Genomic DNA, 16,955 nt, shown 5'->3' on the forward strand with positions numbered 1-16,955 from the left:
TTCCCCACAGCCTGTGGATCTTCTCGTCGTCCACAGACTGTGGAGATCGTCTGTCCACGAATCCACAGTCAGCTGACCTGGCTTGATCCTCTTTCGGCAGCACACCCTGTGGACACGTTCTGGACAACTTCCCGGTCCCCAGGGTGTGGACGCGAGAAAGTACCGGAATCTGTGGAGGGTGGCCGTAACGCGGCGCGTATTCGAACAGCGGGTGCTCCTCGGGCGACCGCCTTTCGATGCGGAGCACGGTCCGGAGCGGCGGAGGACGACCGCAGAAGGCGTACGAGAACCCGCCAGGAGCCGTACGAGATCAGCGAAAGGCGCCCTCGGGGAAGTGCCCCGGGGCGCCCTCAGCGACGTATGGAAAGAGCCGTCAGCTGTTCTTGATGCGGTTCGTGAGCTCGGTGACCTGGTTGTAGATGGAGCGCCGCTCGGCCATCAGGGCGCGGATCTTGCGGTCGGCGTGCATGACGGTCGTGTGGTCACGGTTGCCGAACTGCGCGCCGATCTTCGGGAGCGACAGGTCGGTGAGTTCCCGGCACAGGTACATGGCGATCTGCCGGGCCGTCACCAGAATCCGGCTGCGGGAGGCTCCGCACAGGTCCTCCACGGTATGGCCGAAGTAGTCGGCGGTCGCGGCCATGATGGCGGTCGCCGTGATCTCCGGGGCCGCGTTCTCGCCGCCCGGGATCAGGTCCTTGAGGACGATCTCGGTGAGACCGAGGTCCACCGGCTGCCGGTTGAGCGAGGCGAACGCCGTGACGCGGATCAGCGCGCCCTCCAGCTCGCGGATGTTCCGTGAGATCCGCGAGGCGATGAACTCCAGCACCTCCGGAGGGGCGTTGAGCTGCTCCTGCACGGCCTTCTTACGAAGGATGGCAATACGCGTCTCCAGCTCGGGCGGCTGGACATCTGTGATCAGCCCCCACTCGAAACGGTTCCGCAGCCGGTCCTCCAGGGTCACCAACTGCTTGGGCGGCCGGTCCGAAGACAGCACGATCTGCTTGTTCGCGTTGTGGAGCGTATTGAAGGTGTGGAAGAACTCCTCCTGCGTCGACTCCTTGTCCGCGAGGAACTGGATGTCGTCGACAAGAAGGATGTCCATCTCGCGGTAGCGCTTGCGGAAGCTGTCGCCCTTGCCGTCGCGGATGGAGTTGATGAACTCGTTGGTGAACTCCTCGGAACTCACGTACCGCACGCGCGTGCCCGGATAGAGGCTGCGGGCGTAGTGGCCGATCGCGTGCAGCAGGTGCGTCTTGCCGAGTCCCGACTCCCCATAAATGAAGAGGGGGTTGTACGCCTTGGCGGGTGCCTCGGCGACGGCGACCGCGGCGGCGTGCGCGAAACGGTTCGAGGCTCCGATGACGAATGTGTCGAAGAGGTACTTCGGATTCAGGCGTGCGGTGGGCTCGCCCGGACCTGTCGCGGGGGCCGGCTGCGCGGCCAGCGGGCCAGGTGCGCCGCTGGGGGCGGGCAGGGTCGAGCCGACGGGGCCGCCGCGGTGGACGTGGCCGCTGCCGGACGGCGACGGCTGCTCGGGCAGCTGGCGGCGGTCCGGCCGCTGGTCGTAGTCGGAGCGGGGCTGGTCGTAGTCGGGCCGCTGCTGCTCGTAGTGGGGGCGCTCCAGGGACTGTGACCGGTAGTCCTGCTGAGGCGTGGCATAGGGGTCCCGTTCCGGGAAGCCGAGGCGCTGCTGCTGCCAGCCGTAGTCGTCGCCCTGCGAAGACCGAGGCCAGCTGCCCTGCTCGGGGCGCGGCCGGTAGTCCGGATACGCAGGGCGGGCGGTGGGAAGCTGATCCGCGCGGGCGGGGGGCAGTTGGTCTGCGCGTGGGGCGGGAAGCTGGTCGGGACGGCCCTGGGGGTGGTCGTGGTTGCGGTCGTGCGGTCGGTCCTCGTCGCGGTGGCGGCCGTACCCGTCGTATCCGTCGCGCCCCTCGTATGCGTCTCGTCCGTCTCGTCCGTCGTATCCGTCCCTGCCGCCCTGCGCGGACGGGAGTTCGGTCTCTTCGTAGCGCGGCCGGCGCTGGGCGGGGGGCGTCGGCGGGGGTTCGCCGGCGGAGTCGTCGACGGTGATCGCGATACGGATCGGGCGGCCGCACTCGCGGCTCAGCGTGTCACTGACGATCGGCGCCAGGCGGCCCTCGAGCACACCCTTCGCGAATTCGTTCGGGACCGCGAGCAGCGCGGTGTCCGCGACCAGTGCCAGCGGCTGGCAGCGCTTGATCCAGTGCTCGTCCTTCGCCTCGACGCCCTGCCCTCGCCCTTCACCGAGGAGTTCCTCCAGTACGCGTGGCCACACTGCGGCAAGATCGGCAGGTACGTCAGCCACAGGGCACGCTCTCTCACGGGTCCCTCGAACGTGTGGTTCGAGGGACGGGTCGGGTTGTCACTCAGGTGGGCGGGACGAACGAATCAGATGGGTCAGGGTGAAGGGAACGAATCGAAGTCCAGCCACGGTAGTCAGGGCGACCGCTGCGGTTCAAGTTGTTGTCCCCAGCCTGTGGATAGTGTCTCCCGGTCGCCGCTGGTTTGACCGGATGGCGTAGCCGCGCGTACCGTTGCCAGGTCGAGTTGTCGATGGCTGCTGCCGCCTGCCTCCGATGGGCATAGATCACGTACGAGTGATCGGGAAGCGGTGCACTCGGGCGTAATGCGAGCTACTCGTGGGCGCACGGTGACAGCCATGACGGCACCCCGCCATCTACCGATTCTTTCTGGAGCCCCCGAGTGAGCAAGCGCACCTTCCAGCCGAACAACCGTCGTCGCGCGAAGACCCACGGCTTCCGGCTGCGCATGCGCACCCGTGCCGGCCGCGCGATTCTCGCGTCCCGCCGTGGCAAGGGTCGCGCCCGCCTGTCCGCCTGATCGCAGTACAGGTCATGACGTGCTGCCTACCGAGAATCGGCTGAGGCGGCGCGAGGACTTCGCGACCGCGGTACGCCGGGGACGCCGGGCCGGACGCCCGCTTCTCGTCGTCCACCTGCGTAGTGGTGCAATGGACCCGCACGCGCCTGGGGAGAGCGCTCCCCCGTCGCGTGCGGGTTTCGTTGTCAGCAAGGCGGTGGGAGGCGCGGTCGTTCGCAACAAGGTGAAGCGCAGACTTCGTCATCTGATGCGCGATCGAGTGGCCCTGCTGCCCCCCGGTAGCCTGGTAGTCGTACGAGCGCTGCCCGGAGCGGGTGACGCCGACCATGCACAGCTGGCCCAAGACCTGGATGCCGCTCTGCGGCGGCTACTGGGAGGGGGCGCGCGATGAAGTACCCGCTGCTGGCTCTCATCAAGCTGTACCAGTGGACCATCAGCCCGCTGCTCGGGCCGGTGTGCAAGTACTACCCGTCGTGCTCCCACTACGGGTACCAGGCCATCGACCGTCATGGCGCGATCAAGGGAACGGCGCTCACTGCCTGGCGCATCCTGCGGTGCAATCCGTGGTCGCTGGGCGGCGTGGATCATGTACCGCCGCGCAAGCGTCCGCGGTGGCACCAAATGCTTCGTAACACCTGGAGCGCACGCAATGGCGGGAACTCCGCCGCCGAACCGGCCATTGGAGGGCACGGTATGTCCGACCAGCCCTCGAGCCCGGCCGCCGAGACCCCGTCGCATGCTCAAGGAGCCTGATTAGTGGACACGATTGCCAGTATTTTCAGTTTCATCACGACGCCCGTTTCCTGGGTCATCGTCCAGTTCCACTCGGTGTACGGCGCTCTCTTCGGCGACGACACCGGTTGGGCCTGGGGCCTTTCCATCGTGTCCCTGGTGATCCTGATCCGAATCTGCCTGATCCCGCTCTTCGTGAAGCAGATCAAGGCGACCCGGGCCATGCAGACGCTCCAGCCCGAGATGAAGAAGATCCAGGAGCGCTACAAGAACGACAAGCAGCGTCAGTCCGAAGAGATGATGAAGCTGTACAAGGAGACGGGTACTAACCCGCTCTCCTCGTGCCTTCCCATCCTGGCGCAGTCCCCGTTCTTCTTCGCCCTGTATCACGTGCTCAACAGCATCGCGAACAACGACACCGTCGGTGTGATCAACACGCGTCTGCTGGAGAGCGCCCAGCAGGCGCACATCTTCGGCGCTCCGCTGGCCGCGAAGTTCACCGACAGCTCGTCGGACGTCGCAGCGCTCGACGCCTCGCTGACCACCGTCCGCATCGTCACAGCGGTCATGATCATCTTGATGTCGGCGTCGCAGTTCTACACGCAGCGCCAGCTGATGACGAAGAACGTCGACACCACGGTGAAGACGCCGTTCATGCAGCAGCAGAAGATGCTGATGTACGTCTTCCCCGTCATGTTCGCCGTCTTCGGCATCAACTTCCCCGTCGGTGTCCTCGTCTACTGGCTGACCACCAACGTGTGGACCATGGGCCAGCAGATGTACGTCATCCACAACAACCCGACGCCGGGCAGCAAGGCCCAGGCCTCCTACCTGGACCGTCTGTACAAGCGCGTCACACACCACGGCGGGACCCGCGGCCGCGGTGAGCGCGCCATCGTCAAGGCCATCGTCGCCAAGGGCCGTGACCGCAACGAGTACGAGCGCAAGTTCATCAACGGTCTGAGCAAGGCGAGCTTCGCGGCCCAGGCCGACGGCACGGTGGTGAAGAGCGAGGTCACGACCGTCGACGAGACCGAGGACGGTGCCCCGGCGACCAGCACTCCCAAGCGCCAGCAGCCCAAGCGGCAGAGCAAGTCCCGGCGTCAGTCGGGCGGCAGCCATGGCGGCGCCAGTGGCGCCAAGACGACGGGTGACTCGGAGACAAAGACCTCCCTGACCAAGTCCGACGGGCCACAGGACGCCAAGCCGACTGGAGACAAGCCTGCCTCCGGTGGCAAGTCCGCCTCGGGTGGCAAGTCCGCCTCGGGTAGCACACGCAGTAAGGCCCAGTCCGGACGAAAGGGCCCGCAGCGGCCCAAGTCCCCCTCCAAGAAGTAAGAAGGAGTCCATCCCGTGACGGAAGGCACCACCTCCGCCGCCACCGAGGGTGGCGACACCCTGAACCGCCTTGAGCAGGAGGGTGAAATCGCGGCGGACTACCTCGAGGGTCTGCTGGACATCGCGGACCTCGACGGCGACATCGACATGGACGTCGAGGCCGACCGCGCCGCTGTATCGATCATCAGTGACACGGCCAGCCGCGACCTGCAGAAGCTGGTCGGCCGTGACGGCGAGGTACTCGAGGCTCTCCAGGAGCTCACGCGGCTGGCTGTTCACCGGGAGACCGGAGACCGTAGCCGGCTGATGCTGGACATCGCGGGCTACCGCGCCAGGAAGCGCGAGGAGCTGTCCGAGCTGGGCGCCAAGGCCGCCGCCGAGGTCAAGAGCTCCGGCGAGGCAGTGAAGCTGAAGCCGATGACGCCCTTCGAGCGCAAAGTAGTGCACGACGCGGTTAAGGCCGCGGGCCTGCGCAGCGAGTCCGAGGGCGAGGAGCCGCAGCGCTTCGTCGTCGTGCTTCCCGCTTGAATCGGTACGTACGTTCCTCCGGCCCCGTCTGTTGCGCAGGCGGGGCCGAACTTTGTCAGCCTGATAGTGCCTGTTGGTTCCTTGTGGCCCTGGTGATCAGCGCCCAGTGCGCTTGTGCGGTACGGAAGGACGGTTCCCCGTGACGGAGGCAGCGGAGCTCCCCCCTGCGCCTGAGCAGGCCCGGGCGGTATTCGGCGATCGCTTCGCAGACGCGGTCCGGTACGCGGAACTGCTGGCGGACGCAGGAGTGCAGCGCGGTCTGATCGGTCCTCGCGAAGTGCCTCGCCTGTGGGAGCGGCACCTGCTGAATTGCGCGGTGCTCTCGGAAGTCGTGCCGGAGGGGGTGACCGTGTGCGACGTTGGCTCCGGCGCCGGGCTGCCCGGCATCCCGCTGGCCCTCGTCCGCCCCGACCTGAAGATCACGCTGCTCGAACCGCTGCTGCGGCGTACGAACTTCCTCACCGAGGTCGTCGAGCTGCTCGGACTCGACCATGTCACCGTGGTTCGCGGCCGCGCCGAGGAGGTCCTGGGCAAGCTACCTCCGGTCCATGTCGTGACAGCACGGGCCGTGGCGCCCTTGGATCGCCTCGCAGCATGGGGAGTGCCGCTGCTGCGTCCGTACGGAGAGATGCTTCTGCTCAAGGGCGACACCGCGGAGGAAGAGGTCAAGGGCGCCGGGGCCGCACTGAGCAAGCTGGGTGCCGTGGAGACCTCCGTGCTCCATGTCGGTGAGGGAGTGGTGAGTCCGCTCGCTACCGTGGTGCGGGTCGAGGTCGGGGAGAGCCCAGGGGGTGTGCGCTTCGCGGCCAAGCGTGCCAAGGCTGCACGGATCGGGCGTGCACGTCGTCGTCGCTGATCCGTCCTGACGACGAGACGTACTCCACACAAGCTGCCAAGACTATGCATGTCGGAGTGTCGCGCAGGCGCCGTCGTGGGCCCTGTGCATCGTGTTTCACGTGAAACGTCGCTCACTTCTGCATGGCATCATCAGTCGCGGCCGCGCTGCGGCCGAACCCCGCGACCGCAACCCCCTCGGATCCCTCAGGGGAAAACCATCTCCGGGCAACAACGCCTCCCTCGGAGAGGGTACGGAGTTGTCCACAGAGGTGGATTTCTCCACAGAAGAACGGGCCTCGCTGGTTCACGACCCCGAAGGCATGGGAGGCTCTGTTCATTGCGAGCCTGAAGTCGAGGAGAGTGAATCCTTGCGGTCCGACGCCAACATCGCGGGACCGATGACCGATCCGGTCCCCGGTCCCCGTACCGAGTCGATGGGGGACGATGTTTCACGTGAAACACCGCCCCCGATGGACGACACTCCCATCGGTCGTGCTGCCCAACTGGCGGTGGAGGCTCTAGGCCGCGCCGGCGAGGGCCTGCCACGGCCTGAGCAGACCCGTGTGATGGTGGTCGCCAATCAGAAGGGCGGGGTGGGCAAGACCACGACGACGGTCAACCTTGCCGCTTCGCTTGCCCTGCACGGCGGGCGGGTCCTGGTGATTGACCTCGACCCTCAGGGCAACGCGTCCACTGCGCTGGGCATCGACCATCACGCCGAAGTCCCGTCCGTCTACGACGTATTGGTCGAGAGTAAGCCGCTCTCCGAGGTCGTCCAGCCGGTCCCAGATGTCGAGGGTCTCTTCTGTGCACCTGCCACGATCGATCTCGCCGGTGCGGAGATCGAGCTGGTCTCTCTGGTGGCACGGGAGAGCCGACTACAACGAGCGATCCAGGCGTACGAGCAGCCGTTGGACTACATCCTCATCGACTGCCCGCCGTCGCTGGGCCTGCTGACGGTCAACGCACTGGTCGCCGGTGCAGAGGTCCTGATCCCGATTCAGTGCGAGTACTACGCGCTGGAGGGCCTGGGCCAGCTGCTGCGGAACGTCGACTTGGTGCGAGGGCATCTCAACCCCGCGCTGCATGTCTCGACGATCTTGCTCACCATGTACGACGGCCGAACACGACTGGCGTCCCAGGTTGCGGACGAGGTGCGCAGCCACTTCGGTGACGAGGTGCTGCGGACGAGCATTCCGCGCTCGGTCCGCATCTCCGAGGCGCCGAGCTACGGGCAGACAGTGCTGACCTACGACCCGGGGTCGAGCGGTGCCCTCTCCTATCTTGAGGCGGCACGGGAAATCGCGTTGCGCGGCGTCGGCGTGACGTATGACGCGCAGCATGCCCACTTGGGCGCACACAACGATCAGAGCATGGTGGAGGGGATCCAGTGAGCGAGCGACGGAGGGGGTTGGGCCGTGGTCTCGGCGCACTGATCCCGGCGGCCCCGGCAGGGGAGAAGACGGCGCCTCCGGCGGCGGGCGGAGCATCGACCTCGTCGGCTGCAGTGCCCGTACTGACCGCGGAGCGTGGGGTGGCGGCGGCGAAGGTCGCCACGCTTCCGCCGGGCAATGTTTCACATGAAACAGCGGAGCCTTCGGCGAACGGTTTCACGGAAGCGCCGGCGGCTCCCGTCGGGGCGCACTTCGCCGAGTTGCCCCTGGACTCCATTTCGCCGAATCCACGCCAGCCCCGCGAGGTGTTCGACGAGGACGCTCTCGCCGAACTCGTCACCTCCATCAAGGAGGTCGGGCTTCTCCAGCCCGTCGTCGTACGGCAGTTGGGCCCAGGCCGCTATGAGCTGATCATGGGCGAGCGGCGCTGGCGGGCTTGCCGTGAGGCAGGGCTCGAGGCCATCCCGGCGATTGTGCGGGCCACGGAGGACGAGAAGCTTCTCCTGGACGCCCTCTTGGAGAACCTGCACCGCGCTCAGTTGAACCCGCTGGAAGAGGCGGCTGCCTACGACCAGCTGCTGAAGGACTTCAACTGCACCCACGACCAGTTGGCAGACAGGATCGGCCGGTCGCGTCCGCAGGTCTCCAACACGCTGCGTCTGTTGAAGCTGTCGCCCGCGGTCCAGCGCCGTGTCGCCGCCGGAGTGCTCTCCGCAGGCCATGCGCGGGCGCTGCTCTCTGTCGACGACTCGGAGGAGCAGGACCGTCTGGCTCACCGCATCGTGGCCGAGGGACTCTCGGTGCGGGCGGTCGAGGAAATCGTCACCCTTATGGGATCGCGCCCCAAGTCCACTCCGCGCTCCAAGGGGCCGCGGGCCGGCACTCGGGTCTCTCCGGCGCTGACCGACCTCGCCACGCGCCTCTCGGACCGCTTCGAGACCCGTGTGAAGGTCGATCTCGGCCAGAAGAAGGGAAAGATCACCGTTGAGTTCGCCTCAATAGATGATCTGGAACGAATCCTCGGCCAGCTGGCGCCGGGTGAAGGACCGGTCCTCCAGAAGAGCCTCTTGGACGATGACCCCGAGGGTTCCGAGGGGTCTGAAGCCTGAGCCTCAGGGGTGGTCACGATTCCTGTCGGCTGACCATCAGAGTGGGCCGTGTCCGGTGTGTACCGGAACACGGCCCGCTCTTTGCTTTCTGGCGGTATCGATGGAATCGCATCGTGGATACGATGCGATCGGGTATGGCGCATCCACCTGGCAGCACCTTCTGTGGGGAGGCGGGGGCCATGCGGGCGATGAACCGCACCGGACTGGTGAGCGCGGGCCTGGGGCTTGGCGCAGTCGGCGGGTTCGTCGGCAGCCTGCTCAGGGAAAGGAGCGCTCTGACAGCCGCTCGCGATGCCGCGGGCGAAGGAAGCGAGGAACTGCCTTCATGGGGCGTCGGCTCGTACCGCTCACGCTGGACAACCTCCAGGACCTTCCCAAGCGCTGCCGCACGTGCGTCTTCTGGGAGTTGGACCCAGTCAGCGGTCAGGCCGCGGTAAAGGCAGGCACACCCGAGCTCGAGAAGGAAGCGTGGATCTCCGCAGTCCTGCTGGAGTGGGGATCCTGCGGCCGGGTCGTCTATGTGGACGAGGTGCCGGTGGGCTTCGTGCTCTACGCGCCGCCCGCGTATGTGCCGCGATCCACGGCGTTTCCCACGAGCCCCGTCTCCCCTGACGCAGTCCAGTTGATGACGGCCTTCATCATGCCGGGCTATCAGGGACAGGGACTCGGGCGTGTGATGGTACAGACGGTCGCCAAGGATCTGCTGCGGCGGGGCTTCAAGGCGATCGAGGCTTTCGGAGACGCCCGGTGGAAGGAACCGGCCTGTGTCCTGCCCGCCGACCATCTGACTGCGGTGGGCTTCAAGACGGTCCGGCCCCATCCGACGTACCCGAGACTGCGGCTGGAGCTGCGCACGACGCTCTCCTGGAAGGAAGACGTGGAGCTCGCGCTCGACCGCCTCTTGGGGGCAGTGCAGAAGGAGCCGGCTCTGCGGCCGCTGTAAGCGCTCATGCGAATGGGCCACCCCCTCCGGGTTGGCCCATTCGTGTTTCACGTGAAACAACGCCGCGTTCGTGCAGCGCCGCAGCCGATTACTCGGTGATGAAGTCTTCCAGGTCCCGGACGATCGCGGCCTTCGGCTTGGCACCGACGATGGTCTTGGCTACTTCGCCGCCCTGGTAGACGTTCAGGGTGGGGATGGACATGACGCCGTACTTGGCGGCCGTACCCGGGTTCTCGTCGATGTTGAGCTTGACGACCTCGATCTTGTCGCCGTACTCGGCGGCGATCGCCTCGAGCGACGGCGCGATCTGACGGCACGGACCGCACCAGGCGGCCCAGAAGTCCACCAGGACGGGCTTGTCGCTCTTGAGGACGTCCTGTTCGAAGGAGTCGTCGGTCACATGCTTCAGGGTGCCGGCCACTGCGGGCTCCTTAACTGGTTGGTGCGGTGAGGTGGTTGGGGGTCAGACGGTGGTCTTCTCGGGCTCGGCCGCGGGTTCGTCGTCCGCGAGGGCGGCGAGGAAGCGCTCGGCGTCGAGGGCGGCGGAGCAGCCGGTGCCGGCCGCAGTGATCGCCTGGCGGTAGGTGTGGTCCACCACGTCACCGCAGCCGAAGACACCCTGGATTTTCGTCCGGGTCGAGGGCGCGTCGACCTTGAGATAGCCCTCGTCGTCCAAGTCGAGCTGGCTCTTGAACAGCTCCGTGCGCGGGTCGTGGCCGATCGCGATGAACAGGCCCGTCACCGGCAGTTCGGAGAGCTCCCCCGTCTTCACGTTGCGCAGCTTCAGGCCGGAGAGCTTCTGGTCGCCCTGGATCTCGGCGACTTCGCTGTCCCAGACGAACTTGATCTTCGAGTCGGCGAAGGCGCGCTCCTGCATCGCCTTCGAGGCTCGCAGAGTGTCACGGCGGTGGACGACCGTCACGGACCTGGCGAACCGGGAGAGGAAGGTGGCCTCCTCCATCGCGGTGTCGCCGCCGCCGATCACGGCGATGTCCTGGTCCTTGAAGAAGAAGCCGTCACAGGTCGCGCACCAGGAGACGCCGCGACCGGAGAGCGCGTCCTCGTTGGGCAGACCAAGCTTGCGGTGCTGGGAGCCCGTGGCGATGATGACGGCCTTGGCGCGGTGTACGGTGCCCGCGGTGTCCGTGACTGTCTTGGTCTCACCGGTGAGGTCGACCGCCACGACGTCGTCCGGAACGAGCTCGGCGCCGAAGCGCTCGGCCTGGCCCCGCATGTTGTCCATGAGCTCGGGGCCCATGATGCCGTCCTGGAAGCCGGGGAAGTTCTCCACCTCGGTGGTGGTCATCAGCGCGCCACCTGCGGTGACGGCGCCTTCGAACACCAGTGGCTTGAGTGACGCGCGCGCGGTGTAGAGCGCCGCCGTATAGCCGGCGGGCCCGGAGCCGATGATGATCACGTTACGGACGTCGCTCACGGCTTGATTCCTCGTCTCTGACGACTGCTTCGTACGACCGGTGGGAGCCTGTCTCAGAACTCTCACCCCACCCAACGGATCCTACGGGGCGTGCATTCCCGACTGTGTCCGGGCACACGGCGATGCCATGCCCGCACGGCGACGGCATGGATGCCATGGACCGGAGTACCGGAGTGGAGCTCGCTCAGCGTCGCTCGTAGGACTGCCGCAGCAGCACCTTGCCGGCCGAGTCCGGAGACTTGGCGACGCACGCGGAGTCGACGACATAAGCCGTGACCCGTGTGGCGTTGGAGGCGTCAGGCAGCACCACGAGAAAGACCTTCGTTCCTTCGTAGGTGCCTGTCTTGTAGGCGAGAGCAGCTTCGTCACGACCGATGCCCTGCTGGATGCACTTGGGCACCCCGACTTTGGGTTCCCTCAGGGTGCTCGGCTCGTCAGAGTCGGACGCGGAACCCCAGGGCGACTGGTCTTTTCGATTGCCGCTGCCCTCTCCCTCGCTCTCGGCGAGGAGATCCGTGACCTGGCTCTCCAGCTTCCCCTCGGTGAAGGTGTTCACCGAGTTGGCGCGCTCCTGCTCTGGAGTGGTGCCCGGAGTGTCGTCGCCCATCGACTGAAGAAGCAGGCCGCCCAGCCCGAGCGCGGCGGCCGTGAACATGGCGCTGAGGACGACAGCGCCGCGACGGCCTCGCCGCGTGCGCTTCGTGGTACGACCCGGTCCGGTGGCAGCGCGAGGGCGTCCGGCGGGACGGTCACCCGCGGTCGATGTTTCACGTGAAACACGCGCGCCGTCGCTCTCGCCTGCCATGAGACGGGAGGCGCCCACGGGCTCCTGGGCGTCCGCGGTATCCGCGTCCGGCTCCGTGGCATTCAGCAGTGCCTCCGCGGCGAGAGCGGCATCGATGCGCTCCGCGACGTCGGCAGGCATGCGCGAGGGACCCGGCAGCGTGCCGAGCATGTCGCGGATCTCTTCCAGCGATGCGTAGACGTCGGCACAGAGCGCGCAGTCCTCCAGGTGCCGACGCACATCTGCCGTACGGGAGGGCGGGAGCAGACCTTCGGTGAGGTCGGAGATCTCCGTGACTTCCGGGTGCTCGGCCGTATCGGTCGATGTCACGCTCGCCCACCTCCGCCCTTCACAGCAGTTGAATCGCTTGGTCCTGCATCCTGTACTTCCGCTGCGGGTGGGACGGACGTCCCCTGCGTGCGGTTCCGTCCCTCGCCCGACTTCTTGCTGTCCTCGCCACTTCCGACGTCCGTGCGCAGGTGTCTGAGCAGCGGGAGGAGCCTGGCTCTGCCACGTGCGCAACGGCTCTTGACTGTGCCGGTCGGCACGTCGAGCGCGCGGGCGGCCTCCGCCACGGGGTAGCCCTGCATGTCCACCAGGACGAGGGCAGCCCGCTGATCGGGCGGCAGGGTGCCGAGGGCTTCGAGGAGCTCGCGGTGCAGATCGTTGCGCTCGGCCGGCGCGGACGCCGACTCGTGCGGCTCCAATAGCTGCTCTAGGCGCTCCGTGTCATCGACGGGAGATGTCTTGCGGGAGGCCGCCTTGCGCGCGCGGTCGAGGCAGGCGTTCACCGTGATGCGGTGCAGCCACGTGGTGACGGCCGACTGGCCGCGGAAGGTGTGGGCCGCGCGATAGGCAGAGACAAGAGCGTCCTGGACCGCGTCCGCGGCCTCCTCACGGTCTCCCAGAGTCCGCAGGGCCACTGCCCAGAGCCGGTCTCGGTGGCGCCGCACAAGCTCACCGAAGGCGTCGGGGTCACCCTCGACATGGCGGGCGAGGAGATCCTGATCGCTTGTTCCGCTGTATCCGGCGTCGTCTGCCATCGGACCCTCCCCCCTCGGTGAGCTGTCAGCCCGTGAACTCTACGTCGGTGATCGCCTGCTTGTATCCGGCCTGGCTGTAACCGTCGGCCGGCGCATGCGGCAGCGCGGTGAGCCACACGAGTACGTACCGGCTCTTCACAGTCTTGTCGATCGTCACCTTCGCTTCGGTGCCGCTTGCCTTCACCGTCCCGAGCTTCTGCATCGAGCTCAGCGCGGTCGAGGAGCTCAGCGAGTCCGTCGCATACAGAGAGATCGTTGTGTGGTCACCGGCGTACCGAAGCCCTATCGAAGCGGCCGAGATCTCCTGCTCCGAACCGAGGTCATAAACGATTCCGACACCGGGCTTGATGACCATCTCGGGACCGTCGAGGAAGCTTTTCGTCCGCCAGTAGGTGGAGCTGCGGCCGTCGTACGTCTTGGCTACGTCCTCGGGTGCCTGAGCCCCGCCCTCCGCAACGTACTCCTGCGCCCCCTGAACGGCGATCGGCTTGCTGGCCGGCTTCTTAGCGCCCTTGTCGTTGTCGTCCGTCGTCTGTGTCTTGTTGGTGTCGTCGGGCTTCCCACGCTCCATGAGGGCGTCCGCCAACTGCCAACTGCCAAGACCCAGCGCCGCGATGAGCAACGCGGACACGCCCCACTTCAGGGCCTTGCCGGTACGGCTCTGCAACGGGGGCGGCGGGGTCGGCACCGGTTGCGTGGCGCCGGGCCCCGGTGTCTGACGCCCGTAGGAGCCTTGCTGGTACGTGGTGCGCTGGTAGTCCGGCGGCCCGGTGAACGCGGGCTCCGGCGGGCGGATGCGCGGCATCTCACTGATCGCCTTCACCAGCTCCTCCGGCGTGGTGCACGGCGGTTCCTGGCGGGACGCCGTCGCGCCGTCGTTGACGAGCGCGCGCATCGCGAGTTCCGCCAGGCCGCGGTGCACCCCGGCGCGCACCTGGTCGGGCGCGATGAGCCCGACGCCCTTCGGCAGCCCGGAGAGGCCGTAGGCGTCGTTCTCATACGGCCAGCGCTGGGTGAGAGCGGCGTACAGCAGCGCGCCGATCCCTTCCGTGTCGGTGCGCTGCGGGGTGTCGGAGCTGATACCGCGCAGCGCGGCGTTCACGGCGAGCCCGCGGATGCGCCACTGGCCGGACGAGGAGCGCAGCACCGCGCCCGGGGTCAGCCGCAGATGCGCCAGCCCTTCGCGGTGCGCGGCCGCCATCGCCTGGGAGACCTGACTGACCATCTGATACGCGTCGTGCACCTTCAGCGGACCCGTAGCCAGAAGCGTCGTCAGCTCTGTGGAGTCGGGCAGCCACTCCTGCACCACGTAGACCAGATCGTTCTCCTCGACCGCGTCCAGTACTTGGACGAAGCGGGGATCGCCCAGGAGGGCGGCGGAACGGGCCGCCGCAAGGACGGAGCGCGCTCGCGGATGGTCTGCGGGCAGCAGGTGCACGCCGACGGCACGACGCAGCTTCTCGTCCACGGCACGCCAACTACTGAAACCGTCCAGACGGGTGACGCACTCTTCGAGCCGGTAGCGTCTGGCGAGCTTGTGGCCGCTGTGCAACTCGGGCGGTGAGGTCCTGCCGGGGCTCTCGTCCCCGCCGCTCCCCTGTCCCTCTTCGCTCTCCGAGCTTTCCGTGTCCCGCTCCCGGTTCTGGGCCACCCCGTCGGCCGTGGACTGGTCCGCCTTGGCGGTCAGCGGCTCATCACCGCTGTTGTCTGCCACGTCGACGGCAGCCGTGCTCCGTTCCGCCACCGTCGTTCCTGCCTCCCCATCTCCATTGCCCCGCTGTCCGACGCCAAAGCCAATTGTGCCCACAGTCCGCCGCTATGCACGACACGCGGTCCCGGACGATGGTTGTGCGCGTACCCCGCCTCAGCGCCCGAGGCGCCCCCGGACCATGCCGACCATTCCGTTCAGTTCCTCGATGTGCATACGTCGAGCCGCGACGAAGAAGACGCCGAGCAGCGCGATGCCCCCGCCGAGGAGGGCGGCCAAGGAGCCCAGGACACCCTGCCCCAGCCCTTGGGTGATTCCGTAACAGGCCGCGGCGGCCAGCAACGCCGCCGGTACCGAGGCGATGCCGAGTCGGGCGTACGTACGCAGTACGCGAGCTCCGTCCAAGTCACCGCCCAGCCTCTTGCGCAGCCGCTGCCAGGCCACGCCCACGCCGATCGCGTACGCGAGACCGTAGGAGGCGGCCATGCCCGCCACCGCCCAGAGGGGCGGCAGAAGGATGTAGCAGAGCGCCGAGGCGCCCGCGTTGACGGCGGCCACAATGACCGTGTTGTAGAAGGGAGTCCGGGTGTCCTCGTACGCGTAGAAGGCGCGCAGCACGACGTACTGCACGGAGTACGGGATGAGGCCGAGCCCGAAGGCCATCAGCATGTAGCCCATCTTCGTGGCCGCGTCGGTGCCCGAGGAACCGAAGATCAGGGTGCACATCGGGATGCCGAGTGCGACGAAGCCGAAGGCGATCGGCACGATCGCGACGGCCGTGGTGCGCAGGCCTTGGGAGATGTCGTCGCGGACGGCGCCCGCATCCTGCTCGGCGGCCGAGCGCGAGAGTCTCGGCAACAGGGCAGCCATCAGCGAGACGGTGATGATGGCCTGCGGGAGACCCCAGATGAGCTGGGCGTTGGCATAGGCGCTGTAGCCCGTTCCGGGGGTTCCCGTGTCCGTGACCGCAGCAGTGGCCAGCTGGGTGACGACGAGGACGCCCGCCTGGTTGGCGAGGACGAACAGGATCGTCCACTTGGCGAGCCTCGCGGCCTTGCCGAGGCCGTTGCCCTTCCAGTCGAAGCGCAGCCGCAGCCGGAACCCGGTCTCGCGCAGGTACGGAATCATCGCGAGGGCCTGGACGACAAGGCCGAGCAGGACACCGATACCGAGCAGCCGCTGGCCCTCCGGCGGGATGTTCCCGGCGGTCATCCCGGAGTTCGCCGACGTGCCGTACACCCAGATGAACATGCCGAGCGTCACGATGATGACGATGTTGTTGAGGACCGGAGTCCACATCATCGCGCCGAACTTGCCGCGGGCGTTGAGGATCTGGCCCATCACCACGTGGATGCCCATGAAGAAGATCGAGGGCAGGAAGTAGCGGGTGAAGGTGATGCCGACCTCGTTAGCCGCGGCGTCATTGGCGACGGGCACCGAGATGATGCGGACCAGGATCGGTGCGGCGAACATCGCGAGCAGGGTCAGCGCGCCGAGCGCCACCATGACAAGGGTCAGCAGACGATTCGCATAGGCCTCACCGCCGTCCTCGTCCTCCTTCATGGCGCGCACGAGCTGCGGTACGAAGACGGAGTTGAGGCCGCCTCCCACCGTCAGGATGTAGATCATCGTCGGCAGCTGGTACGTGACCTGGAAGGTGTCGCCCAGGAGGGCGGTGCCCAGCGCGGCGACGATCAGCGCGGACCGGATGAAGCCGGTGAGACGGGACACCATCGTGCCCGCCGCCATGACCGCGCTCGACTTGAGCAGACCCGACGCGCGGCCACCGGATTTCTTCGGCGCGGTCGTGGGAGCCGATGCGGGTGCCGGCGGCGGAGACTGAGGAATCGCGGGAGCCGGCTCCGGTGTGGGAGACGGCACACCGGGCGGGGTCGCTGGGGGATACGCGCCGCCCTGCTGCTGGTCACGGAAGAGATACGCGAAGGCGTCCGGCTCGTGGCGCTGCTCGCCGGCCTGGGTCACCAGGTCGTCCACGCCCACGAACTGCGTCGTACGGGCGTCATCACCGTAGGGAAGGTGCTGCGTCAGGCCTTCCGGCTCGGGCGCCGGGGTCTGCGCCCACACACGCGGATCGGGAGCATACGGCGACTGCGGCGGCTGGGCGTAGAGCTGCTGTGGCGGCGGGTGTGCGCCGGGCGGTGGCGGCCGGTCGAGTCCGGCGACACGAGCTGCGATGTCCACGGGGAAGCGCCTGCCCAGGACGGCCGCCGCTTCCAGG

16 protein-coding genes are annotated in these 16,955 nt (G+C 67.3%); 9 read left to right on the top strand and 7 right to left on the bottom strand.

Translation table 11 applies throughout. The features are described from left to right. Nucleotides 1-373: 373 nt before the first annotated feature. The gene (gene dnaA, locus G6048_RS25640) at nucleotides 374-2,329 is read right to left on the bottom strand and encodes a chromosomal replication initiator protein DnaA (protein WP_165341946.1); all 1,956 of its coding nucleotides are present in this window, start codon (nucleotides 2,327-2,329) and stop codon (nucleotides 374-376) included. A gap of 398 nt (nucleotides 2,330-2,727) precedes the next feature. Here dnaA and rpmH point away from each other — a divergent pair, with 398 nt between their 5' ends. The 9 genes from rpmH (at nucleotide 2,728) to G6048_RS25685 (ending at nucleotide 9,746) form a co-directional block, all read left to right on the top strand. After that, nucleotides 2,728-2,865, top strand: a complete 138-nt coding sequence (rpmH, locus tag G6048_RS25645) for a 50S ribosomal protein L34 (RefSeq protein ID WP_003949374.1) — start codon at nucleotides 2,728-2,730, stop codon at nucleotides 2,863-2,865. A gap of 19 nt (nucleotides 2,866-2,884) precedes the next feature. Next, on the top strand, nucleotides 2,885-3,256 hold the full coding sequence (gene rnpA, locus G6048_RS25650; protein WP_078491857.1) for a ribonuclease P protein component: 372 nt from the start codon (nucleotides 2,885-2,887) through the stop codon (nucleotides 3,254-3,256). Continuing rightward, nucleotides 3,253-3,618 carry a membrane protein insertion efficiency factor YidD gene (yidD, locus tag G6048_RS25655; protein ID WP_165341947.1) on the top strand — a complete coding sequence of 122 codons (366 nt, stop codon included), beginning with the start codon at nucleotides 3,253-3,255 and terminating at the stop codon, nucleotides 3,616-3,618. Before rnpA ends, yidD begins: the two co-directional genes overlap by 4 nt. 3 nt (nucleotides 3,619-3,621) lie before the next feature. Next, on the top strand, nucleotides 3,622-4,935 hold the full coding sequence (gene yidC / locus G6048_RS25660) for a membrane protein insertase YidC (protein WP_165341948.1): 1,314 nt from the start codon (nucleotides 3,622-3,624) through the stop codon (nucleotides 4,933-4,935). Between the two features lie 15 nt (nucleotides 4,936-4,950). Continuing rightward, the gene (locus G6048_RS25665) at nucleotides 4,951-5,463 is read left to right on the top strand and encodes a Jag family protein (protein WP_165341949.1); all 513 of its coding nucleotides are present in this window, start codon (nucleotides 4,951-4,953) and stop codon (nucleotides 5,461-5,463) included. Nucleotides 5,464-5,602: 139 nt separating this feature from the next. Then, nucleotides 5,603-6,319 (top strand): 16S rRNA (guanine(527)-N(7))-methyltransferase RsmG, encoded by a 717-nt coding sequence (gene rsmG / locus G6048_RS25670; RefSeq protein ID WP_165341950.1) that lies wholly within the window; start codon nucleotides 5,603-5,605, stop codon nucleotides 6,317-6,319. A gap of 301 nt (nucleotides 6,320-6,620) precedes the next feature. Continuing rightward, entirely contained in the window at nucleotides 6,621-7,694 is a 1,074-nt protein-coding gene (locus G6048_RS25675; RefSeq protein WP_165341958.1) for a ParA family protein, read from the top strand. Beyond that, a complete protein-coding gene (locus G6048_RS25680) occupies nucleotides 7,691-8,803 on the top strand; it encodes a ParB/RepB/Spo0J family partition protein (protein WP_165341951.1) in 1,113 nt (370 codons plus the stop codon). The genes G6048_RS25675 and G6048_RS25680 overlap by 4 nt, the downstream gene beginning before the upstream one ends. Before the next feature lie 325 nt (nucleotides 8,804-9,128). Continuing rightward, entirely contained in the window at nucleotides 9,129-9,746 is a 618-nt protein-coding gene (locus G6048_RS25685) for a GNAT family N-acetyltransferase (protein ID WP_165341952.1), read from the top strand. A gap of 88 nt (nucleotides 9,747-9,834) precedes the next feature. Here the strand turns inward: G6048_RS25685 and trxA are convergent, their stop codons facing one another. The 6 genes from trxA to murJ all read right to left on the bottom strand — a co-directional run. Further along, a complete protein-coding gene (gene trxA, locus G6048_RS25690; protein ID WP_033321301.1) occupies nucleotides 9,835-10,167 on the bottom strand; it encodes a thioredoxin in 333 nt (110 codons plus the stop codon). A gap of 42 nt (nucleotides 10,168-10,209) precedes the next feature. Beyond that, nucleotides 10,210-11,181 (bottom strand): thioredoxin-disulfide reductase, encoded by a 972-nt coding sequence (gene trxB / locus G6048_RS25695; protein WP_165341953.1) that lies wholly within the window; start codon nucleotides 11,179-11,181, stop codon nucleotides 10,210-10,212. A gap of 184 nt (nucleotides 11,182-11,365) precedes the next feature. Next, nucleotides 11,366-12,295 (bottom strand): anti-sigma factor family protein, encoded by a 930-nt coding sequence (locus tag G6048_RS25700; RefSeq protein WP_165341954.1) that lies wholly within the window; start codon nucleotides 12,293-12,295, stop codon nucleotides 11,366-11,368. Then, nucleotides 12,292-13,008 (bottom strand): RNA polymerase sigma factor SigM, encoded by a 717-nt coding sequence (gene sigM, locus G6048_RS25705; RefSeq protein WP_165341955.1) that lies wholly within the window; start codon nucleotides 13,006-13,008, stop codon nucleotides 12,292-12,294. The genes G6048_RS25700 and sigM overlap by 4 nt, the downstream gene beginning before the upstream one ends. Nucleotides 13,009-13,033: 25 nt before the next feature. Beyond that, nucleotides 13,034-14,752, bottom strand: coding sequence for a protein kinase family protein (locus G6048_RS25710; protein ID WP_165341956.1), 1,719 nt, complete (start codon nucleotides 14,750-14,752; stop codon nucleotides 13,034-13,036). A 120-nt stretch (nucleotides 14,753-14,872) separates the two neighbouring features. Further along, nucleotides 14,873-16,955 (bottom strand): murein biosynthesis integral membrane protein MurJ (gene murJ / locus G6048_RS25715; RefSeq protein ID WP_165341957.1); only part of this gene is annotated, 2,083 nt, incomplete at its 5' end.

Source organism: Streptomyces ureilyticus, assembly GCF_011045025.1.
GTDB classification, from domain to species: Bacteria; Actinomycetota; Actinomycetes; order Streptomycetales; family Streptomycetaceae; genus Streptomyces; species Streptomyces ureilyticus.